This is a genomic window from Chloroflexota bacterium, assembly GCA_020850535.1.
Classification (GTDB): Bacteria; Chloroflexota; UBA6077; order UBA6077; family JACCZL01; genus JADZEM01.
Window position 1 is genome coordinate 12,812 of sequence record JADZEM010000049.1, and the last position, 21,892, is coordinate 34,703.

Consider the following 21,892-nt stretch of genomic DNA (forward strand, 5'->3'; position numbering starts at 1 on the left):
GCAGATGCCGCGTGACATGAGCAAGGTGGCCGGGGGCGGCTGCATACTCCTGTTCGGTCTGTTCTTCTCGACGGTCAGCGTCTTCGTGGTCTCCGTCATGTGGGCGGTCGGCGCGCCCTGGTTCTTCCTGCTGTTTACGCTTCCGTTCCTGGCGGTCGGCTTCGGGATGGTCGGCATCGGGGTCTGGAACCTCTTCCTGTACCGGCTGCTGATCGCACGGGCGTTCGGGCCGCCGTCCATCGAGCTGTCGGCCTCACAGGTTCGCCTGGGGGATCAGCTCCAGGTGCGCTTTCAGCAGGCGTCACGGCGAGACCAGGAGATCGGGAAGGTCGCGATCCAGCTCGTGTTCCGTGAGTCGGCGACCTACCGGCGAGGACGCAACACTCGCACCTCGGAGACCTCCACGGTGATCGATCAGTACGAAACGTCCGGTCAGCAGCTTGCCAGGGGCGAGCTGCTGACCGAGACCTGCACGCTGCGCGTGCCGCGCAGCGGCATGCACTCGTTCAATACGCCGGACAACGCGCTGTCCTGGCTGGTCAGAATCACGGTGCAGATCCCAGGCACGCCGGACCTGGACGAAGAGACCGTCGTGAACGTCCTCCCGAGCGTCGCTGCCGACGGAGGCGGCTGATGGCAACCCAGTTCACGGTCAGGTTCGACGGCGGCGAGCTGGTCAACGGCGTCCCGTGCTTCGAGCCGGGCCAGGCGGTCTCCGGCAGCGTGGTCGTACAGCCAGACCGCTCGATGGAGTGCCGGAGTCTGACCGTCCGGCTGATCTGGTTCACGGAGGGGCGCGGCAATCCGGCCTCGGACCAGGTAGCCGAGACCAGCATCACACAGGGGCGGCTCGTCCCCGAGATGGTGGTCGAGGGGGCGTTTCAGTTCCAACTGCCGCAGCAGCCGTGGAGCTACTCCGGTCGGCTGGTCTCGGTGATCTGGGCCATCGAGGTCAACGTGGACGTGCCGATGGCCGCCGACCTGACGCACCGCGAGCGGTTCCTGCTGCGCCCGCGCGCCGCCCGCTGATGCTACACTCGCCGCATGACTGAGCCTGCTGCACCGCTGGTCGGCATCATCATGGGGTCACGCTCGGACTGGGCCACGATGACCCACGCCGCAGAGACCCTCGAACGGCTGGGCGTGCCACACGAGGTGCGGGTCTGCTCGGTGCATCGGACGCCGCACCAGCTGGTCGAGTACGCGTCGAGCGCCGAGGCGCGCGGCCTCCAGGTGATCATCGCCGGGGCGGGCGGGGCGGCCCACCTGCCGGGGATGACGGCGTCGTTCACGGTGCTGCCGGTCCTCGGCGTGCCCGTCGAGTCCCATGCGCTCAAGGGGATGGATTCGCTGCTCTCGATTGTCCAGATGCCGGCCGGCATCGCCGTCGGGACGCTCGCCATCGGGCGGGCGGGCGCGGTGAACGCGGCGCTGCTGGCGGCCAGCATCCTGGGCAACCAGCGCCCGGCCATCCGGGAGGCGCTGCGGCAGTATCGTGAGGCCCAGACGGCCGCCGTGCTGGCCCATCCCGACCCGCGCGAGACGCTCGAAGGGTGATCGTCGGGATCCTGGGCGGCGGCCAGCTCGGGCGGATGCTGGCACTGGCCGGCTACCCGCTCGGCCTGCGCTTTCGACTGCTCGATCCGTCGCCGGAGTCGCCGGGCGGCCACCTCGCCGAGCTGCAGGTCGGCCCGTACGACGATCCGGCCGCCCTGGAGCGGTTTGCCGATGGGCTGACGGCTGCCACCTACGAGTTCGAGAACGTGCCGGAGATCGCGGCGCGCACGCTGGCGGCGCGGGCGCCGGTCTACCCGCCAGCGCTGGCGTTGGAGACGGCCCAGGACCGGCTGGCCGAGAAGCGGCTCTTCGAGCAACTCGGGATTCCGCTGCCACGGTACGCGGTGGTGGGATCGCTTGCCGATCTGGAAGCGGCGGTGGCGAGGCTGGGCCGGCCGTCGATCCTCAAGACGCGCCGCCTCGGCTACGACGGCAAGGGGCAGGTGGTGATCCGCGACGGCGACGACCTGGCAGCGGCATGGGCGTCGCTGGGCGGCGTGGCGTGCGTGCTTGAGGAGCGCATCCCCTTGCGGCGCGAGCTGTCGGTCCTGTCTGTGCGCGGCCGGACCGGCGAGACGGCGTTCTACCCATTGGTGGAGAACGTGCACCGCGAGGGCATCCTCCGAACGTCCGTGGCTCCCGCTCTGGGCACGGCCGGCCCCCTGCAAGCGCTGGCCGAGTCGTACGCCGAGCGCGTGCTGTCGGCGCTGGAGTACGTGGGCGTCCTCGGGTTCGAGCTGTTCGTGGACGACCGCGACGGTCGCCTGCTGGCGAACGAGATCGCGCCACGGGTCCACAACTCGGGACACTGGACCATCGAGGGCGCGGAGTGCAGCCAGTTCGAGAATCACCTGCGGGCAGTGCTCGGCTGGCCGCTCGGCTCGACGGCCGCGCGGGGCCACGCCGCGATGGTCAACCTGATCGGGACGGCCCCGCCCATCGAGTCGCTGCTGAGAATTCCAGGCGCGCATGTCCACCTGTACGGCAAGTCGCCGCGTCCTGGCCGCAAGATCGGGCACGTCAACGTCGTCGCCGCGACAGCCGCAGAACGAGATGCCTCGTTGGCGCAGGTCGTGGCGCTGGCGGACGCCGCCGCCTAAACCAGGTCCAACCTGAGAAACGCAGGCCGCCACCGTCCGGACGGCGCTGGTCAGCCCTGACCGCCTACAGGACTGACGATTCCACGGCGGCCGGCTCCTCGTGCGTCGCGCCGCGCAGGGTCAGTTCCTCTGCGAAGTGGCACGCTGAGAACCGGCCCGGGGAGACCTCGCGCAGGGCGGGCGTCTCGGTCTGGCAGCGCGGCTGCGCATACGGGCAGCGCGGGTGGAAATAGCAGCCGTTCGGCGGGTTGGCCGGGTCCGGGATCTCACCGCTCAGCACGATTCGCTTCGAGCGGGCCGTTGGATCAGGGTTCGGGACCGCCGACATCAACGCTTCCGTGTACGGATGCATCGGCCGTTGATACATCTCGGTGGTCGATGCCAGCTCGACCACCTTGCCGACGTACAGCACCGCCACCCGATCCGCCACGTACTCGACCACGCTCAGATCGTGCGAGATGAACAGGTAGGTCAGGTTCATCTCGCGCTTCAGGCCCATCAACAGCTTCAGGATCTGCGCCCGCACCGACACGTCGAGCGCCGAGACGGCCTCGTCCGCCACGACGATGCGCGAGTCCAGCACAATCGCACGGGCGATCCCGATGCGCTGCCGCTGGCCGCCGCTGAACGCATGCGGATACCGCCGCATGTACTCGGCCGGCAGGCCGACGCGCTCCAGGGTCGTCGCGACCCGCTCCTCGAGCGCCCGGCCGCTCGCCAGCCCGTGAATCCGCAGCGGCTCACCGACGATGTCCATGACCGTCATGCGCGGATTCAGCGACGAGAACGGATCCTGAAAGATCATCCGCAGCTCGCGGCGGTACGGCTTCAGGCTGCGCCGGTTCAGGGTCGCCAGGTCGACGGTGGAGCCTGCCGCCGTGCGGTAGAGGATCGATCCCGAGGTCGGCTCGTGGGCGCGCACGATGGCCCGCCCGAGCGTCGTCTTGCCGGAGCCGCTCTCGCCCACCAGCCCCAGCGTCTCGCCGGCCTTGACCGTCAGGCTGACATCGTCCACGGCCCGCACGTAGCCGCGCACCCGCCCGAGCATGCCGCGATGGATCGGAAAGTACTTCTTGACGTTCTTGAGCTGGAGGATGTCAGGTGCGTCCACAGGCAGCGTCATTTCTTTTCAGCCGGCACGACAGCGTCGGTCTGCGGATACAGGTGGCAGCGGACGGCCCGCCCATCGTCGAAGGTGGTCAAGACCGGCCGAGTCGTGTCGCAGACGCCGGCCATGAATGCGCCGCAGCGCGGGTGGAACGGGCAGCCGGTCGGGCGGTTGTACGGGCTGGGCACCATGCCCTCAATCGGCTCAAGCTCCCACTCCTTGGCGTGCCCAAGGCGCGGGATCGACCGCAGCAGCGCCCGCGTGTACGGATGGAGCGGCTCGGCGAACAACTGCTTGACGCCCGAGCGCTCCATGACCTCGCCGAGGTACATGACGATGACCTCGTCGCAGTTCTCGGCGATCACGCCCAGGTCGTGGGTGATCAGCAGGACGGACATCCCCATCTCACGCTGCAAGTCGCGGATCAGCTCCATGATCTGGGCCTGCATCGTCACGTCGAGGGCGGTGGTCGGCTCGTCGGCGATCAGCAGCTGCGGCTGCGTCACCAGCGCCATCGCGATCATCGCGCGCTGGCGCATCCCGCCCGACAGCTCGAACGGGTACGCGTCGATGCGCTCCTCGGGCTTCGGGATGCCGACGCGGCGCAGCATGTCGATGGTGATCTCGCGGGCGCGGGCCTTGCTGACCTTCTGATGGAGGAAGATGCCCTCCATGATCTGAAAGCCGATGGTGTGCAGCATGCTGAACGAGGTCATCGGCTCCTGGAAGATCATCGAGATGTCCTTGCCACGGATGGCACGGATCTCTCGACCGCGCGGGTTGAGCTTCGCCAGATCGACGGTCTTGCCATCGGTCTGGTGGAGCATCACCCGTCCGCCCTTGATCTTGCCGGGCCGGGTCACCACCTGGAGAATCGCGAAGGCCGTGACCGACTTGCCCGAGCCGCTCTCACCCACCAGCCCCACGGTGGACTGCCGCTCAATCGAGAAATCCACGCCGTCCACGGCCCTGACCACGCCGTCTCGGGTGGGGAACTCGACGCGCAGGTCTTCGACGTCCAGCAGTGTCATGACGAATACGGGTCCGCTGCATCTCGGAGGCCGTCCCCGAGGAAGTTCAGCGCCAGCACAGCGATCATCACGGCCGCCGCCGGCCAGAGCTGCCACGGCGCCTGGAGGACGCTCCGAACGCTCTGCGCCTCCTTCAGCAGCGTGCCCCAGCTCACCAGCGGCGGCTGCAGTCCCAGCCCGAGGAACGAGAGCGACGTCTCCGAGATGATCATGGCGGGGATCGCCAGGGTGGTCGAGGCGATGATGTGGCTGGCGAACGATGGCGCCATGTAGCGGAGGATGATCCGCATATCGCTCGCGCCGTCGAGCTGCGCGGCGGTCACGAAATCCTCGTTCCGCATCGCCAGGAACCGGCCGCGCACCACCCGCGCAAGGCCCGTCCAGCCGATCAGCGAGAGGATGATCGTGATGCCGAAGTAGATGCGCAGTGGAGGCCAGTTGGTCGGCAGCGCGGCGGCGAGGCCCATCCAGAGGGGGATCGTGGGGATCGAGCGCAGGAACTCGATGATGCGCTGGATGACCGTATCGACGATGCCGCCGTAGTAGCCCGACATCCCGCCCAGGACGATGCCCAGCATCAGGCTCATCGCCACGCCGACCAGCCCGATGGACATCGAGATGCGGGTGCCGTGGATGATCTTGCTGAACACGTCGCCGCCGAGACGGTCCGCCCCGAGCAGATACATCGGCTGGCCGGCCTCAATCGGGCCGATCAGGTGCCGCTCCATCGGGATCAGCCCGAACAGATGATACGGACTCCCCTTGACGAACAGCCCGATCGGGATGATCTGCGTGTCGTCCACCACGAACGTCCGCCGGCCGGCCGCCGCGTCCACCGTCGAGCGGTAGCCGACGACGTGCGGCTCGAAGCGCCAGCCGCCATCGTCGCGGAACAGGTGGAGCGGCTGTGGCGGCGCGTACAGGAACCGGGCGTTGACCACGTCTGACGGGAACGGCGCGATGAACTCCGGGATCAGGGCGACGACGTAGATCAGCAGCACCACGATGGCGCTGGCGAACGCCACGCGGTGCTGCTTGAAGCGCCACCACATCAGCTTCCACTGCGACGCGACCTCGACCCGTGCTGCCTTCTCAGAGGGCCGGCCAGCGGGGGCGGCGGTCGGCGGTCCAGCAGGTGTCACGTCCATGGGTCAGCCTGCCTTGCTCATGCGGATGCGCGGATCGAGCCACGCCAACAGGATGTCGGAGATCAGCGTGCCGATGACGGTCAGGACGCTGAGAATCAGGATGAACGAGCCGGCCAGATACATGTCCTGCGAGAGCAGGGCCGCCAGCATCATCGGGCCGACCATCGGCAGGCTCAGCACCACCGCCACGATGGTCGAGCCAGACACGAGCTGCGGCAGCGTCCAGCCGAGGGTGCTGACGAACGGGTTCAGCGCCGCCCGGACGGGGTAGCGCACCAGCAGCGTGACCTCGGCCTGCCCCTTGACCCGCGCCGTCGTCACATACGGCTTGTGCAGCTCGTCCAGCAGGTTCGCGCGCATCACGCGGATCAGGCTGGCCGTGCCCCCAAGGCCGATCACGATGACCGGGATCCAGATGTGCTTGAACAGGTCGATCAGCCGGGCCACGCTCCAGGGCGCATTCTCGAAGGCCGGCGAGAACAGCCCGCCGACGCTCATCCCGAACCGGTCGAACGCCACCACCAGCAGCACCAGCGCCAGCAGGAAGCTCGGCGCGGCCAGCCCGATGAACCCCAGGAACGTGAAGACGTAGTCCAGCAGCGAGTACGGGCGCACCGCCGAGTACACGCCGATGGGGAACGCCAGCGCCCAGGTGAACATCAGCGTGATGAACGAGATGGCAACCGTCAGCCAGACACGGTCCCAGATCAGCGCCGACACTGCCACCCGATAGGTGAACGACTGGCCGAAGTCGCCGCGCATGACGCCGGTGATCCACTTGATGTACTGGATGTGCAACGGCTGGCCGAGGCCGTACGCATTGCGTAGGGCCTCGACCGTGCTTTCGTCAATCGTCTCGCCGCGCGCCGTGATGCTGGCGACGTAGCTCGTCAGGAAGTCACCCGGCGGCAGCTGAATGATGATGAAGCTGACGATCGAGATCACGAAGATCGTCGGGATCATCATCAGGATGCGGAACGCGATGTAGCGCAACATACGGCATCAAGTGTGGGCCGCCACCGGGCGCAAGTCAACGGCAACGACTTCATGGTCGAGGATCGAGGGCACGCGGACGGCGATCGCGTCGCGGGCGTGCGTGACCTCGGGCGTCGTGCCGGCCCGCAGCAGGCGGACGTTCTCGACCGTCTGCCCCTCCGGGATGCGGACCTCGACGAGCTGCTCGGCGATCGGGATCAGCTCGCGGATCGGCCCCTTCATGAGCATCGGGTTGGTCAGGTTCACCAGGTGAACCGTCAGCGAATCCTTCTGCCTCCAGACCGTCACGTCCAGGATGCCGGGTCCGGTCACGGTGGCTGGCTGCGGCTCGTTGGTGGCCCAGCGCACGGCGTTCGCCAGCAGCCGTCCATGATCGACGCAGAGCACTTCCCAGAAGGCCCGGTCGAGGTCCCACGGGAAGTAGACCACCCGCCCCGCGCCGATCTGCCGCACGTACGCCTGCGGGATGTCGCTGTCCGGCACGCGCGGCCAGACCATCTCCATCGGCAGGTCGGGGTAGGACTCGATCAGGCTGAGCGGCGCCGGCCCGTGCGGCTGGGTCGTCTCGACCTTGACGCGATGCGTGCCGTTGATGATCCGCCCGGCATCGTGCAGGCCCTCCAGCAGCGGATGGAACACGCGCGTGAGCGGGTCGGAGCGGATCGCCAGATACGAGTTCTGCAGCGGCCCCTCGATGCCGCCAGCGTACGACGCGCCGAACAGGTCGGCCAGCCCGAAGTCCGCGCGGATCGCGCCGTTCTCGTCGTAGAGCGACGACTCATGCGTGGCGACGAGGCCGCCGCCCCGCTCCACGAACTCGCGCAACTGCTGGCACTGGGCGTCGGACAACGCGGCGATGTTCGGCAGGATCAGCGTCTTAAACTGACCCGTGTGCGCCTCGTCCAGCAGCCCGTCGTGGACCATCTCGAACGGGATTCGCGCCTCGACCAGCGCGTGATACCAACCGAGCGTGTGCGGCTCGACCTTCTGATTGGCGTCTGTCCCGCCGTAGTTGAACCACGTCTGCTGCGAGTACAGCAGGCCGACGCGCGCCAGCGGGGCCTCGTTTCGGAGATACGGCTCCCAGTCGTGGTAGCGGGAGTACATGTCGATGACCGGCTGGAGCCAGCGCGGATCGTAGATGATGCCGCTGAACTTGGTGAACCAGGGCCGCAGACCGTTCGCCACGCCGTCCGCGACGAACAACTGGATCTCGGCGGGATTCTGGACCGAGTCCTTCCAGCGGTACTTCTCCTCGACGCCCATGCTGAAGATACCGCCGATGGGCTTGTTCCCCAGCGTCGCCCGGAACTCCTTGCCGTTGCGCCCGTTGGCCCAGGCCGGGGTGAGCCCCCGCCGCGCCTGCCGGTCCGCGAAGAGGATCTCCGACTTCTCGCCGACCCGCTTCATGTCGAGGATCTGGTGCGCGCCGCCCGAGTTGGGGATGTACCGCGCGTGCGGCACGACCGCCCGGACCGCCTGGTCCCAGACGTCCCACAGCTCAAACAGGCGGTTCTCCCGCCACTTGAGGTAGGCTGGCATCCCTTCGTCTTGCGGGAGATCCAGGCCGCTCGCGGGATCGGTCCGGCGCGGCAGGTGGCGTCCTGACGCATCCCGGAAGTTCCGCTGGCAATGCTCGCAGTAGCAGATGCCGTGACCGGACCAGCGGTTCGAGAAGATGCCGTCGACCGGGTACATGCTGACGATCTCGCGGGTGACCTCAGTCATGAACTCGAAGTTGTACGGCCCGAGCGCGCAGGTGACCCACAGGTCGGGGTCAGCCCAGTGGCGCACCGGCTTGCCGTCCACCCCGACCATGATCCACTCAGGATGGGCCTGGAAGACATCGTCGTGGACGGCGTGCGGGTCGGTCCGCGCGATGACGGTCATCCCGAGGCTGCGGCAGCCCTCGTACAACTCGCCGAAGGCGTCGCGGTCACCCAGGAACGGGCTGCGGTAGTGCAGCGGGATCTGCGTCGGGTAGTAGGCGACGCAGCCGCCGGCGCTCAGGCAGGCCGCGTCGCAGTGGGCCTGCTTGAAGAAGTCCAGCCAGAACTTCACGTCGTACTGGACAGGGTCGTTCTCGACCAGGGTCAACTGCGCCCAGCGCATCGCCCGGTCGAACAGGGGGTTGGTCATGAGGTTAGCTCCAGGACGGTCACATCGCGGGCCGGCGCGGTCAGGCTGACGGCGCGTCCGTCAACGGCTGCCGCCGCTCCCCACAGGGTGCGCGCCGACGCGAACTCGCCCACGCTGTCGCGGATCGAGAGGGAGACCGAGACCGGCTCGCGGGTCGGGTTGGCCACCCAGAGGTAGAGGCCGCCCGAGCCTGCGTGGAGGCGCGCCTTGATGCGCGCATCGCTGCTGGTCACCGCCTGCTGCCCGCCGAGCAGGCCCGCGAAGAAGCGGGCGCTGCCGGCGTCGTCGGCGTGCGCGAAGAAGCCGGCGCCGGCCATCGTCCCGAGCAGCAGTGTCTTCCCGTTGCCGAAGGTGTGCTCGACGGCTGCGACCTGCCCGTCCTCGTAGTGGCCGACGGCCACACCGCTGCTGGGGGTGTAGGCCTGGAGGAAGACGCCTCCACTGATCGACTCGCCACGGACGGTCAGGCGCAGGTCGGCGAGCAGGTCGGGCGTGAACTCGACGTAGCTCTCCTTCGCGCCGAACAGCTCGTCCAGCCCGAGGTTCGGCTGCTCGGCGCCCACCCAGCCGAGATCGCCCCAGTAGGCCGGGCACCCCTCCGAGATGAGCGTGCCGCCGGCGGCCACCCAGTCACGCAGGCGCGCCGCCGTCTGCCTGTTCAGCATGATCGGCATCGGCAGGTAGAGCCGGCGGTACTGGTCGATATCGTCGATGTGGACCCAGTCCGCCTGAATGTTGCTCGTCCAGAACGCGCGGTAGGCCCCCTGCATGGCGTGGGTGTAGGCCGTGGGCGTCGTCCAGACGCCCGGCGTCACGCCGCCGGTGCCGTGGGTCTGCGCGAACGTGAACCGCTCGGCCTCGGGCACGTAGACGATGCCGATGTCGCCCTGGACCGGCCGCGACTCCCAGAGCCGGGCCTGTTCGGCTGCCGTCGCCCAGGCCCCGACCTGCCGCACCATCTCCGAGCGCTCGGTCCGCGAGCCGTCCATGCCGTACGGGCCGAACGCGCCGAAGAGCACGCCGTTGAGCAGCGGCCGCCAGCGCAGGTACATCAGGCCGGTGGCGCCGGCCATGAAGCTGACGAAGCTCCAATAGCGGATGTCGTCCGTCGAGGCGATGCGGCCCTCGTTGCGCGGCTTCCCGCGCACCTGGGCCGCCAGCCAGAGCGGCCCGCCGTACGCCTCGGCGTGCCAGAACGGCTTGCCGCGCGAGGCCGCGCGGATCAGGTCGAACGCCTGCATCTGCTTCCACGGCTCGTCGCCGTGCCGCGACGAGCCCCAGGTCACGCCGTAGCTCTCGACCTCGGCGGCGGCCCGCCAGTCGTCCGCCGAGCTGGCGGGCATCGCGCTGAGGGTCGTCGCCAGCCCGTGGGCGGTCATGGCGCAGTCAGGATCGACGCCGCGGATGACATCGCGCCGCCAGCGCATCAACTCGTGGGCACGGTCCCCGCGAAACTCGATCCAGTCGAGCGTGTCCGCATACGGCCCGTGGGCGCGGGGCGGGGTGACGTTCTCCCAGGTCGCGAAGCTGTGCCGGCCCCAGGCCCGCCCGAGCGTCTTCAGGTCGCCGTACTTGGCCTTGAGCCACCCCTGGAACACTCGTAGGGTGGCCGGGCAGTAGCAGAAGTTCGGGTTGTTGTTGGACTCGTTCCAGATGTCGTAGCCGCCGAGCCCTCGGTGCCCCTTGTAGCGGGCGGCCAGGGTCCGCAGGAAGCCCTCGGCGTAGGCGCGCCAGTCGTCGTTGTCGAGGCAGAGGCCGCGATAGCCGCCCGTTGCGGACGAGCCGCCCATCTGGCTGTTGAGCGGCAGCCCCTTCTCGTCGATGAACCGGGCGTGGGCGTATTCGACGAACGCCCACTCCGGCGCGGCGAAAATGAACTCCGCGATGATCGTCTTGATGCCGTTGAGGGCGGCCAGGTCAAGCTGCTCGTCGTACTCTTCCCAGTCGTACTGGCCGGGCGCGATCTCGATGGCGGACCACAGGAACCAGTGGCGGAAGATGTTCATGCCATCTTCGCTGGCCGTCCGGTAGTCGCGATCCCAATCGTCGCGCGGCGGGTTCGACTTGCGGAAGTAGACCGCCCCGTAGGGAAATGCAGGCAGATTCGTATTCGGCACGAGAGATCTCAGTCTTTCCGGTCGCTGGGGGCAGCGATCAGCCGAAGTACCAGGTCGCGGGGTTCGCCGGCGCTGGCGTCGGATAGTCGTACGAGCTGGGCAGCGACTTCGGCGTGTTCTTCAGCCGGTCCACGCTGACGCCGTAGAAGTTGCCGTCGAACGCCGTCCCGATGGTCGGGAAGAGGTCCGCCTGGATGTCCAGAATCTGCTTCAGGAGATCCTGCTGCTTCTTGTCGTCGGTCGTGGCCCGAATCTGGTCGTACAGCTTCATCTGCTGCTTGACTGGCTCCGGCGGCTCCTCGGCGAGCGGGCTCTGGGGGTTGTTGTAGTACCAGGCCCAGGCCTTGGCCCAGAACGAGTTGCCGGTGTTCTGCGGGAACCAGTAGCGCGGGTCGAGGATGACCGCGTCGCCCGAGCCGCCGCCGAAGATGTGGCAACTGGCGTGGTACTCGAAGTCGGTCATGCGGACGCGCTGCTCCCAGAGCGCACGGTCCATCTGCTTCACGCTGATCTCGACGCCGACCTTCGCCCACTGCTTCTTGATCAGCTCCAGGCTGTCGATGTAGGTCGTTCGGCCGCTGTCGATGTCGAAGATGATCGAGATGCGCTTGCCGTCCGGCCCGAGGCGGAACCCGCTGCTGTCCTTGTTCGGGTACGCCTTGTCCAGGTGCTCGTTCGCCTTCTTCAGGTCGTACTCGAGGTACTGGGTCGCCAGCTTGTCGTGGTAGTACTTGGACTCGGGACGTGGGGCGGTCTGGGCGGCCTTGCCCTGCTGCAAGAAGACCACGTCGATGACTTCCTGACGGTCGTAGGCGTACGACAGCCCGATGCGGAAGTCCTTGTTCCGGGCGATCTCCTTGATGACCGGATCCTTGCAGTTCATGTTGAAGATGATGTTCATCGAGTTGACGGTGGTCGGGGTCAGCTCGAAGAGGTGGAACTTGCCCTTCTGCTGGTTGTCGAAGAACACCGACTTGTTCTTCGGGGCGTTGATCCACTGCTCCTGCCAGTCAAGCTCGCCGTTCAGCGCCTTGAGCACCAGCACCTCGGGATCGGTGGCGAGGGTCTGGGTGTACTTGTCGATGTACGGAAGCTGATTCCCGTCGGGATCGACCTTGAAGTAGTACGGGTTGCGCTCGGCGCTGACGGAGGTCGCACCCGTCCCGAAGCCCTGCTGGAGCTTCCACGGCCAGAGGGTCGGCAGGTCCGGGTTGTTGAAGACCTCGCGCTTGAAGTTGAAGAGGTCCGCCCAGGTGTTCTGCTGGTTCTGCTTGACGAGGTCGTCAAGGTTCGTCGTGTTGTACTTCTTGTGGAACTGGGACAGGAACTTCTTCGGATGGGCGCAGGCGCGCTCGATGTTGGTGCGGGCCACATCCTTGAGGAAGAGGCCGTTCGGCGCTTCAAACGCCCACTTGAAGGTGGTCTCGTCAACCTTGGTGACCACGAACGCCGGCCTGGGCGGGGCCGGCGTGATCTCCTTGTTCATCAGCACGTCCTCGTACCAGAAGAGGACGTCGTCCGAGGTGAACGGGGTGCCGTCTGACCACTTCAGGCCCTTGCGAAGCGTGAAGGTGTACTCCTTGCCGTCCTCGCTGGCCTTGACGGATTCGGCCACGTTCGGGATGACGGCGTCGTAGCCGGGCGTGTAGCGCATCAGCTGCTCGTACCCGATGTTTCGGATCAGGTCGTTACCGTTGCGCTCGATGGTCCCGGTCCGCCACTCGCCGCCGTACTTGCCGGCGCCTTCGAGCGGCTTGACGACCAGCGGGCTGGCCGGCAGGCGCTGATCGACGGCCGGCAGCTTGCCAGCCTTGACCAGGTCGGCCAGCATCGGGGACTCGCTGAACTTGCTCGGCGTGGCAGCGGGTGCGCTGGCCGTCGTCGGCTTGGCCGCGGCAGGGGCGGCGGTCGGCTGAGCGGCCGCGGCAGGCGCGGCAGTCGGCTGGGCCGGTGCGCCACCGCCCGAGCTGGCGGCGGCGGTGGTCGGCGCGGCAGCCGGCGGCGCGGCAGGCTTCGGCGTGGGTGGGGTCGACGCTTGCTCACCGCAAGCGGTCAACATGGCGGCAGCGCCCGTGAGCGCGCCCAGTCGCAACATCGATCGACGCGAGATGATTCGGCTCATCGTCAGCCCCGGCCTCTTCCTCGAAGGCGTGAACTGGGAACGTTTGCGGAAACGTTTCCAGCAGGAGTCTGACACACTCGTCGCGGCTTGTCAACACCCTCTCGGCCGTCAGCAGGCAGCCGGCGTCAGTGCGCGGCGGCGACGCTCAGCGGCGGGCACGTCGATTCGCGGATGACCAGTCGCGGCTCGTAGGCGAGGCGGCGCGGCGCCCACGGCTCCTCCTCAGGCCAGTTGATCTTCTCCAGCAGCAGCTCGGTCGCCTGCCGCGCCATGTCGCGGACGGCGTGCGCCACCGAGGTGAGCGGCGGATCGACGTACTCGGCCAGGGTGAAGTCGTTCTGGCCGACCACCGAGACATCCTGCGGCACGCGCAGCCCGATCTCGCGCAGCGCCTTCATGACCGGCAGCGCGCTCTCGTCGTTGTAGGCGACGACGGCCGTTGGCTGCGGATCGAGCTTCGCCATCGCCGCGCCGACGCGGATGTGCGTTTCATGGAAATCGTGACAGTAGAGGACAAGGTCCGGATCGAACGGCACGTCGAACTCTTCGAGGGCCTCGCGGTAGCCCGGCAAGCGCACCCGACTGGGCGGATTGTCGACCCCGGCCAGCTGGCAGAGGATGCGACGATGGCCCAACTGGAGAAGATGGCGCGTCGCGAGGTAGTCGCCGCGCCGGTAGTCCACGACCACCGAATCACAATCGAGATCTTCGAGCCGCCGATTCACCAGCACGCAGGGGATGCCGGCCGCCTCGAATCGGCGGAGCGGCTCCGCCCCACTCTGGACCGAATTGGAGAGGACGCCGACCACGCGCTTTTCGAGCAGCATCTGGTGGGCCTCGCGCTCGGCCTCGGCGCTGCCCTGGGCCGTACACACGATGACGCTGTACCCCTGCGGCGTGGCGGCATCGTAGACGCCGCTCAGGAGGCGCGCGTTGAATGAGTAGGCGCCGGTCTCCGCCAGCAGGATGCCCAGCGTCTTGGTCGTCGCGCCCTTGAGCGCGCGGGCGTGCGGATTGGCGGTGTAGTGCAGCTCGGAAGCAGCGGCCTGCACCCGGGCGCGGACATCCTTGCTGACCTCACCGCGATCGTTGAGCGCCCGTGATGCCGTGCTGACCGAGACTCCTGCCCGTTTTGCGACTTCGCGAATGGTGATCATCACCGCACGCCTGACAGCAACATTGGAAACGTTTCCACCACCGTACTATACCTGTCAAGCCCGATCACGATGTCATGAAATCCAGCCGCAAGATATCCTCGTGCAGGCGGATGTCGATGCCGGCGCAGGGCAGCGTGGCGGCGGCGTAGGGGCTGTCGAGATGCGAGCCTTCGAGCCCAGCTACCGGCGCGCCGTTCAGCGTCGGCGGCCGGTCCCAGCCCAGGGTGAACGTGTCGCCGCGCATGGTGGTCCAGGACACGCTGCCGTCGTCGCCCACGTCGAACGGCGACTGCAGGACGGCCGCCTGGAACGCGGGAAAGTCGCCGTCGAGCGCAGCCCGCCCAAGCTGCACGAGCCACGTCTGTACCGCGCTGCCGTCGCCCTCTGGGCCGCTGCCGTCGCCCTCTGGGCCGCTGCCGTCGCCCTCTGGGCCGCCGTCGTCGCCTTCCGGGCCGCCTGCTCCGGCCGGGCCCCGCTCGTCCACCGGGCCGATCCGGCTGCCCAGCCGCGGTGCCCGCAGCTCTCGCAGGGCATCGCGGCCGGCGGTGGTCAGCGCCAGACCCGCCGTGCAGGCCAGCGCGAGGTAGCCCTCCCCGACCCGCGCGAACGCCCAGCCGTCACGCACCACGTACTCGTCAAAGGCGGCCGTCGGGAAGTAGGCGTGCGTGAACGGCAGGCGGTCGGTCCTGAACACACGGTGCATCGCGATCAGCGCATCCTGCCACTGGCCGACGCGGGGCAGGCGGGCGTTCCCGGCCCAGTAGGCCGGCACGCGGCTGTCGGACCGGCTGGACGAGGCCGGCTGGTTGACGAAGACCAGGGCGCTCGGGCTCAGCGTCGCGCGCCAGAGCTGCTCGGTGCGGCCGGGGCCGCCGGGCGGCACGTCGGCCAGCGACGAGAGGACGTACTCCGGCGTCTTGTACGTCACCAGACTGGTCGGCACGGCACCGGGCGGGGCGTGCCGCTCCCGACTCCACACGGCCGCTGGCGCGTCCTGCGCGATGCCGTCGAGGATGGCCGGCGGCTCGTACTCGGTGGCGAGGGCCAGCGCGAGCACGCCGGCCAGGTGCTGATTGTAGATGCCGACACCCCACAGCAGCCGACTGATCGGCGCGGTCGGTTGGAGCAGTCCGCTGATGGCCACGCTCGGCGGGGCGCTCGTCGTTGCCGCGCAGAGCACCCCCCGGCGCGAGCTGAGCGCGAGCAGGTACAGCAGCTTGTCGAGGCAGACGGCCGCCAGCTCGTAGACCGCCGGCGACTCGGCGAGGTCGGCCAGGGAGGCGAGTGCGGCGGCCTCGTATGCGATGGCCTCGGAGTCCCCCGGACTGGTCGCGCCGTAGGCGGCGAAGTCCGCCATCCAGGTCAGGGCCAGCCGCTCGCCCTCCGCCTGGCGCCGCGTGCCCAACAGACCGTCGGCAAAGAGCCGGTCCGGAAAGCGTTGTCCGGCCAGCAGTCTGGCAGCGTGCAGGAGGATGCGGCCCGTGGAAGTGGTCGGGCTGGGCCACCGCTCGACCTGCAGCAGGGCCTCCTCAACGATAGCCCTGACCTCTCCATCAAGGGCCGGCTCGGCCCCGAACCGGCACACCAGCCCGACCAGCGCCAGCAGCAGCGGCGCGTCGGGCTGCTCGCACGCCCGGACGAGCACACCCGCGTCGACGTCCTGCCAGACGCCGAGCGCCATCCGCGCGATCTGGCCGTACGGGGAGCGCTCGTGCTCGGCGATGGCCAGGAGCGCCTCGCGCCGGCGCGCCGGGAGGTCGGCGTCGGATGGCTGCGCGACGTACTGCTGCCGCCCGAGCGACCAGAACGGGAGATCGCGCCAGACGCGCGTGTGATGCAGGTAGACCTCGTCTGGCGAAGGGCTCAGCGATGCACGCATGGGGCCGGCCGGCAGCTGCACCGCGTACCCAAGCTCGGTGGCGTCGCCCGGCATGCCAGCGATGTCGGCCAGGGCGAAGATGCCATCATCCGTGCCGTGCAGGCGGACGTGGGCGGGGCAGAACGCCCGCTCGCCTTCGGGCCAGCAGAGACGGATCGGCGCGCCGCCCTCGTAGACGTCGCGATCCAGGTAGGTGTGCGCGGTGAGTTGCTCGAACGAAGCGCGCCGCCCGAGGTCCGGGATGCGGGTCGGGATCTGAACCTGGACGCCGCTGGCCTGCACGCGGAGCGCTGCCGTGTGGGCGGTCTCACCGACCGCCACGTCCTCGAAGCGGACCATCACCGCGTGCACGCCCGGCGTGAGCGCCACCGACGCGCTTCCCGAGCCATGCTCGACTCGCAGCACGGCCGCGCCGTCAAGCCACAGCCCTGCCGCGCCCGAGGCCGTCAACTCGACGGTGGCAGACTGCTCCGCCTCGACGACCAGATCGGCAGCCGCCCAGGATCGCAGCACGAGCCCCGCACGATGGTCGCCAGATCGGTCGACGACACGGTCTTCCGGGCAGGCGTAGTAGGCCCAGGCGCCACGCTGCTCGCCCACCTGGAACAGGCCGGTGTCCAGCGGACCGCGCTCGACGGGCGCACCAGTGATGCCGGGGCCATCCTCCCAGTCGGCGGCGACGGCGCCGGTCGACGGCCCGGCCACGAGCCAGTTGACGACGAAGCCACCCTGAAGCGGGTAGGTCAACGCGTGCGCGGCAGGCTGATCGCCCGACACGAACTCTCCTTCCGCATCATCATCCGCGCTCGTCCCCACCGCGACACGTACAGCCGCGAGGCGTCGCGGTATTCCCGTTCCCAACACGCGCCAGCCGGCCAGCGCCAACCGGCCAGCGCGAGCGCTGTGGTTGTACGGAAGGAGACCGCCCCTCTGCCATCCATCGCGGGCGCTCAGACGGCGCGCCGTCCCCCGAGGGCCGGGTCAGCGACCCCCGCCTCGGCGAAGCCCTTCTGGCGCAGCAGGCAGGAGTCGCAGCGTCCGCACGGCTGGGAGCCGCCCTGGTAGCAGCTCCAGGTGTGCTCCAGTGGCGCACGCGCCGCCACGCCGGCCCGCACGATATCGGCCTTCGTCATCGCAATGAGCGGCGTCTCGACCTGGATCGAGATGCCGTACCGCGTTCCCAGCTTGCTCCCCAGGCGCAGCGTCTCGGTCATCGCCGCATAGAACTCCGGCCGGCAGTCCGGGTATCCGCTGTAGTCGAGCGCGTTCGCGGCGATGAACAGCCGCGCCTCGATCTGGCCCGGCTCGACCCCGCGCCGCTCGATGGCATCCAGCGCCTCGCTTTCGAGGAACGCCGCCCCCAGCGTCACGAACAGCGTGTTCCGCAACGGCACGTAGGTGATGGGGATGTCGGCCGCCATCTGCTCCACGGAGCGTTCGGCTGGCAGTTCGAACCGCTCCGGGTGGGTGAGCGCCGAGTACCACGCCAGATCCTTGAAGAACGTCAGATCCACCACGCGCTGGTCGATCCCGAGCGCCTCGGCCACGCGCCGCGCGGACTCGACCTCGCGGGCGTGGGCCTGGCCATAGTGGACCGTCACCGCCGAGAGGGCGTACCCGTCGCGAACGGCCATCGCCGCCACGGTCGTCGAGTCGAGGCCCCCTGAGAGCAGCACCAGTCCCAGTCTCGTGGTCACGCCTTCGCTCCCTCGCTGGCCCCGCATAGTAGGTCATGCGGTCCCATCGCGGCTTGTGGACCCGAGGCAATCGCAGGGCGATTGTATGTTGAGCGCGTCGTGCCGCCGCGTCGGGGCTTGAAAGCCCCGCCTACCATCCTGCAGTCGCTGCGCGACGCGCCAGTCGCACCAGTGCCTGGCATTCCCGGCGGCCGTCGCGCAGCGACGGCGTGACGGTAGGCGGGGACTTCAGTCCCCGACCGCCCGTTCCATGATGCTTCGGGGACACCAATGAACATGCAATCGTCCTGGAGGCAATCGTACGTTCGTTGGCGTTCGCAGAACGCGGTAAGACGGGCAGTCGGGGGGTGAGGGCCATTGAGGGCCATTGAGGGCATGCCGAGACGGTCACCCTCGATTGTGCACGGAGCGGGTGGTCCACCGATGAACCACCCGCTCCGTTGGGCGTTGCAGCCTGACCGCGAGGGCCGTGCGTGGCGTCGAGCGCACGAGGCGCTACTTTCCCTGCCGGATGAAGTCCGCCACGTGCTCACCGATCATCATCGAGGTGACGTTGGTGTTGGCCCGTGGGACATCCGGCATGATCGAGGCGTCCACCACCCGCAGACCTTCGAGGCCATGCACCTTGCCGTACTGATCGACCACGGCCAGCGGGTCAGACGCCGGCCCCATCTTGCAGGTGCCGCAGGTGTGCTGCCCCGTGGTGATGTCGCGGGCGATGAATGCGTCAAGCAGGTCGTCGTCGGCCAGCTCCGCGTCGGTCGGCTCGTTGCGCCGGGACACGATGTTGGCGAATGACGGATGCTCGAACAGCCGGGCAGCCGTGCGGATCATCTCGCGCATGCGGCGGCGGTCGAACTCATCTTCCATGTAGCGGTAGTCGAGGATCGGCTGGACGTTGGGGTCCGTGGACTGCAAACGCAGCTCACCCTTGCTCATCGCCAGGTTCAGCGTTGGGTGCACGCGGATCCCCGTGGGCACCATGCGGTCGCCGCCACGCTCCGGCCGCTCGGACGCGAACGACGACATGTACATGATGAGGTCATTCCAGAGCGGCGAGCCCTCGGAGGTCCAGCGCAACATCAACTGGATGCGCGGCGCATACGGATCCTGCTTGTAGTCCGGCTTGACCTTCCACGACACGAAGATCATCGGATGGTCGCGCAGGTTCTGGCCGACGCCGGGCAGATCGTGGACGACGGGGATGCCAAGCTCGGCCAGATGATCTCGCGGACCGACGCCAGAGAGCATCAGAATCTGGGGCGAGCCGATCGCGCCGGCGCTGAGGATGATCTCCTCGCCGTAGACCTTGAAGCGCTCGCCGCCACTTTCAACCTCGACGCCCACGCAGCGGTTGCCCTCGAACAGCAGCCTCTGGATCATGCAGCTGTGCCGGATCGTCAGGTTGAGCCGGTGCTGATTCGGCATCAGATAGCCGACCGCCGTGCTCCAGCGGATGCCGTCAGGGTTGTTCAGCGGGATCGGCCCGACGCCCGTCGAGTTCGGGTCGATGTGATCGGGGACGTAGGAGAACCCGGCATCGACGCAGGCGTCACGAAACGCCTTCTGATCCGGGTGCCATTCCGATTCCTTGAAGCGGCGCACCCGGATCGGGCCGCTGCCGCCGTGGATGTCCGTCTCGCCGTAGTCGAGATCGGTCTCAAGCTTCTTGAAGGAGTCGAAGCATCGCTCGTAGTTCCATTCGTCGTTGCCCCACTGGGACCAGAGGTTGTAGTCCTCGGGGATGCCGCGCAGGAACACCTGGCCGTTGATGGCGCTCGATCCGCCGGTGACCTTGCCACGCGGGATGTTGATGGCCGTCGCAGCGGGGGTGCCGCGCCCCTTGAACTGCCAGTTGTGGGCGCTCGTCGCGATGTCAGTGCCGGTGGCGAAGCCGATCCGCACCTCTTCCGGCAGGTGCTCGATGCTGGGATAGTCCGGTCCCGCCTCGACGAGGAGCACCGAACGCCGCGGATCTTCGCTCAGCCGCGCGGCGACGATGGCGCCGGCCGAGCCTGCACCGAGCACAATATGGTCATACTTCATCGCACTCTACTCCGAGGATGTTGGTCGTCACGAGGTCGGAGGCAATGCTCGGCTCCGCGCGAAGCGGAAGACGCCGGCGTGCGCCTCCTCTCCGGGCACACGGCGTCATCGCCGCGTGTCTCATCGACCGGGCTCTTTGCCGGCCTCCGCGTAGCACAGCGGACGCGCGGCAGGATGAACGGGCCGCTTCCAGGGTAGTGGAGGTGTCGGCCGAAGGTATCGGCCATTCGGCCCATCTTGAGGCTGCGCACCTCAGTTGACGCTGATCGCCTGCAAGGTGAGGACGATTTGCCGTAACGCGCCAGCGTCGCCGCCAGGACACGTCAATGGTCCGTTTGGCCGATGCTCCAGATCCGCGGCAGCCATACGTTTCGAGGCGTGTCCCACGGCGTACGCTGGAGCGCGGCGCCGCTGCTCTTGACTCGGCCGGCTCGTACAGTAATCGTGACCCATCCACTGCTGGAGGTCTCATGCGTATCGTCGACGTGACGACGACCCATCTGCACGCGCCCCACCTGGCCCCGAACCTGGATGCCACAATTCGGCATCCGTCGCCCGGGCGGGCAGCCCTGTTTGTCCACATCAAGACTGACGACGGTCTGGAAGGACTCGGCATCACCGAGCCGAACGCCCGCACCGTGATCGAGCGCTCGCTGAAGCCACTGCTGATCGACCAGGATCCGCTCTGCCACGAGAAGCTCTGGGACGACATGTTCTGGCGCGTGCGGGGCTTCGGGCGGAAGGGCGTCGCGTTCAACGCCATCTCGGCGGTGGATATCGCCCTCTGGGATCTGAAGGCGAAGGCGTTCGGGGTCCCACTCTACCGCCTGCTCGGCCCCTACACGGACACGGTGCCGATCTACGGCTCGGGCGGCTGGACGAACTACACCGAAGCCGAGCTTGTCAAAGAGCAGCTGAGTTACGTCGAGCGGGGCATCCCGCGCGTCAAGATGAAGGTGGCGAAAGACTTCGGCAAGTCGGAGGCCGAGGACGTGAAGCGGCTGGCGGCTGTCCGGAAAGCGCTCGGGGACGATGTCGAGATCTACCTCGACGCGAACGGCGGCTACTACGCGAAGCAGGCCATCGCGATGGCGAAGCGCTTCGAACAGTACAACGTCGGCTGGTTCGAGGAACCGGTCATGGCCGACGACATCGACGGGCTGGCCGCCATCAGCAAGGCGACCTCCATCCCGGTCGCGAGCGGCGAGCTTGAGTTCTCGAAGTACGGCTTCAAGGAGCTGATCAGTCGCGGCGGGGCCGACATCGTGCAGCCGGACGTGGGCCGGGTGGGCGGGGTGACCGAGTGGCTGAAGGTGGCGCACATGGCGCACGCGTTCAACCTGCCGGTCGCGCCCCACGCCTATCAGGTCATCCACTTGCACCTGGCCTGCGCCACGCCGAATCTGAAGGTGGTGGAGTACCTGAGCCAGACCGAGGAAGGCGACCGCATCTGGTACACCGAGTTCCCCGAGCCGAAGGACGGCATGTGGTCGCCGTACCCGGACCGCCCGGGCCTGGGGCTGGCGCTCGATCCGACAGCGGTGCGCCTGTACTCGGTCTGAACTAAAGCTACGACGAAACCTGCGTGGCACCCGTCCGTCAGCCTGAAGGCCCTCACCCCCCGACCCCCTCTCCCTGTGCGCGGGAGAGGGGGAGACGTACCTCTTGTGTGCCTCCCCCTCTCCCGCGCACAGGGAGAGGGGGTCGGGGGGTGAGGGCCTTTATCACGGCAATTCGTCAATCCTCATCAGGCCCCGACGACGCTGCACGACCCGCCCAATCTGCAATCGCCCTG

Annotated in this window: 16 protein-coding genes; 5 read left to right on the forward strand and 11 right to left on the reverse strand. The window is 68.1% G+C overall.

Annotated elements, in window-relative coordinates:
• Nucleotides 1-4 precede the first annotated feature (4 nt).
• The 4 genes from IT306_07740 to IT306_07755 are packed head-to-tail and all read left to right on the forward strand — an operon-like array spanning nt 5 to nt 2,657.
• The gene (locus IT306_07740; protein ID MCC7368297.1) at nt 5-634 is read left to right on the forward strand and encodes a hypothetical protein; all 630 of its coding nucleotides are present in this window, start codon (nt 5-7) and stop codon (nt 632-634) included.
• Complete coding sequence (locus IT306_07745) at nt 634-1,029, forward strand: hypothetical protein (GenBank protein ID MCC7368298.1); 396 nt, start codon at nt 634-636, stop codon at nt 1,027-1,029. The genes IT306_07740 and IT306_07745 overlap by 1 nt, the downstream gene beginning before the upstream one ends.
• A gap of 15 nt (nt 1,030-1,044) precedes the next feature.
• A complete protein-coding gene (purE, locus tag IT306_07750) occupies nt 1,045-1,557 on the forward strand; it encodes a 5-(carboxyamino)imidazole ribonucleotide mutase (GenBank protein MCC7368299.1) in 513 nt (170 codons plus the stop codon).
• Nucleotides 1,554-2,657, forward strand: a complete 1,104-nt coding sequence (locus IT306_07755; GenBank protein ID MCC7368300.1) for a 5-(carboxyamino)imidazole ribonucleotide synthase — start codon at nt 1,554-1,556, stop codon at nt 2,655-2,657. The genes purE and IT306_07755 overlap by 4 nt, the downstream gene beginning before the upstream one ends.
• Before the next feature lie 64 nt (nt 2,658-2,721).
• Here the strand turns inward: IT306_07755 and IT306_07760 are convergent, their stop codons facing one another.
• The 11 genes from IT306_07760 to mftG form a co-directional block, all read right to left on the reverse strand.
• On the reverse strand, nt 2,722-3,780 hold the full coding sequence (locus IT306_07760; protein MCC7368301.1) for an ATP-binding cassette domain-containing protein: 1,059 nt from the start codon (nt 3,778-3,780) through the stop codon (nt 2,722-2,724).
• Nucleotides 3,777-4,796, reverse strand: coding sequence for an ABC transporter ATP-binding protein (locus IT306_07765; GenBank protein ID MCC7368302.1), 1,020 nt, complete (start codon nt 4,794-4,796; stop codon nt 3,777-3,779). The genes IT306_07760 and IT306_07765 overlap by 4 nt, the downstream gene beginning before the upstream one ends.
• Entirely contained in the window at nt 4,793-5,944 is a 1,152-nt protein-coding gene (locus tag IT306_07770; protein MCC7368303.1) for an ABC transporter permease, read from the reverse strand. The genes IT306_07765 and IT306_07770 overlap by 4 nt, the downstream gene beginning before the upstream one ends.
• 3 nt (nt 5,945-5,947) lie before the next feature.
• Entirely contained in the window at nt 5,948-6,940 is a 993-nt protein-coding gene (locus IT306_07775) for an ABC transporter permease (protein ID MCC7368304.1), read from the reverse strand.
• A gap of 6 nt (nt 6,941-6,946) precedes the next feature.
• The gene (locus tag IT306_07780) at nt 6,947-9,052 is read right to left on the reverse strand and encodes a beta-galactosidase trimerization domain-containing protein (protein MCC7368305.1); all 2,106 of its coding nucleotides are present in this window, start codon (nt 9,050-9,052) and stop codon (nt 6,947-6,949) included.
• A 23-nt stretch (nt 9,053-9,075) separates the two neighbouring features.
• Nucleotides 9,076-11,196 (reverse strand): beta-galactosidase, encoded by a 2,121-nt coding sequence (locus tag IT306_07785; protein MCC7368306.1) that lies wholly within the window; start codon nt 11,194-11,196, stop codon nt 9,076-9,078.
• Nucleotides 11,197-11,233: 37 nt separating this feature from the next.
• Complete coding sequence (locus IT306_07790; GenBank protein MCC7368307.1) at nt 11,234-13,255, reverse strand: ABC transporter substrate-binding protein; 2,022 nt, start codon at nt 13,253-13,255, stop codon at nt 11,234-11,236.
• 188 nt (nt 13,256-13,443) lie between these two features.
• A complete protein-coding gene (locus IT306_07795; GenBank protein ID MCC7368308.1) occupies nt 13,444-14,475 on the reverse strand; it encodes a LacI family DNA-binding transcriptional regulator in 1,032 nt (343 codons plus the stop codon).
• A gap of 64 nt (nt 14,476-14,539) precedes the next feature.
• Complete coding sequence (locus tag IT306_07800) at nt 14,540-17,131, reverse strand: hypothetical protein (protein ID MCC7368309.1); 2,592 nt, start codon at nt 17,129-17,131, stop codon at nt 14,540-14,542.
• 173 nt (nt 17,132-17,304) lie between these two features.
• Nucleotides 17,305-18,078, reverse strand: coding sequence for a 7-cyano-7-deazaguanine synthase QueC (gene queC, locus IT306_07805; protein ID MCC7368310.1), 774 nt, complete (start codon nt 18,076-18,078; stop codon nt 17,305-17,307).
• A 468-nt stretch (nt 18,079-18,546) separates the two neighbouring features.
• Nucleotides 18,547-20,097 (reverse strand): mycofactocin system GMC family oxidoreductase MftG, encoded by a 1,551-nt coding sequence (gene mftG, locus IT306_07810; GenBank protein ID MCC7368311.1) that lies wholly within the window; start codon nt 20,095-20,097, stop codon nt 18,547-18,549.
• A 470-nt stretch (nt 20,098-20,567) separates the two neighbouring features.
• On the opposite strand from mftG, the gene IT306_07815 reads away from it, so the two are divergent.
• Nucleotides 20,568-21,659, forward strand: a complete 1,092-nt coding sequence (locus IT306_07815; protein MCC7368312.1) for a mandelate racemase/muconate lactonizing enzyme family protein — start codon at nt 20,568-20,570, stop codon at nt 21,657-21,659.
• Nucleotides 21,660-21,892: the final 233 nt, after the last annotated feature.

Coding starts and splice junctions, on each gene's coding strand:
- purE (MCC7368299.1), top strand. CDS start 1,045: ATGACTGAGCCTGCTGCACCGCTGGTCGGCATCATCATGGGGTCACGC.
- IT306_07815 (MCC7368312.1), top strand. CDS start 20,568: ATGCGTATCGTCGACGTGACGACGACCCATCTGCACGCGCCCCACCTG.
- IT306_07795 (MCC7368308.1), bottom strand. CDS start 14,475: ATGATCACCATTCGCGAAGTCGCAAAACGGGCAGGAGTCTCGGTCAGC.
- mftG (MCC7368311.1), bottom strand. CDS start 20,097: ATGAAGTATGACCATATTGTGCTCGGTGCAGGCTCGGCCGGCGCCATC.
- queC (MCC7368310.1), bottom strand. CDS start 18,078: ATGCGGGGCCAGCGAGGGAGCGAAGGCGTGACCACGAGACTGGGACTG.
- IT306_07740 (MCC7368297.1), top strand. CDS start 5: ATGCCGCGTGACATGAGCAAGGTGGCCGGGGGCGGCTGCATACTCCTG.
- IT306_07765 (MCC7368302.1), bottom strand. CDS start 4,796: ATGACACTGCTGGACGTCGAAGACCTGCGCGTCGAGTTCCCCACCCGA.
- IT306_07790 (MCC7368307.1), bottom strand. CDS start 13,255: ATGTTGACCGCTTGCGGTGAGCAAGCGTCGACCCCACCCACGCCGAAG.
- IT306_07770 (MCC7368303.1), bottom strand. CDS start 5,944: ATGGACGTGACACCTGCTGGACCGCCGACCGCCGCCCCCGCTGGCCGG.
- IT306_07745 (MCC7368298.1), top strand. CDS start 634: ATGGCAACCCAGTTCACGGTCAGGTTCGACGGCGGCGAGCTGGTCAAC.
- IT306_07780 (MCC7368305.1), bottom strand. CDS start 9,052: ATGCGCTGGGCGCAGTTGACCCTGGTCGAGAACGACCCTGTCCAGTAC.
- IT306_07775 (MCC7368304.1), bottom strand. CDS start 6,940: ATGTTGCGCTACATCGCGTTCCGCATCCTGATGATGATCCCGACGATC.
- IT306_07760 (MCC7368301.1), bottom strand. CDS start 3,780: ATGACGCTGCCTGTGGACGCACCTGACATCCTCCAGCTCAAGAACGTC.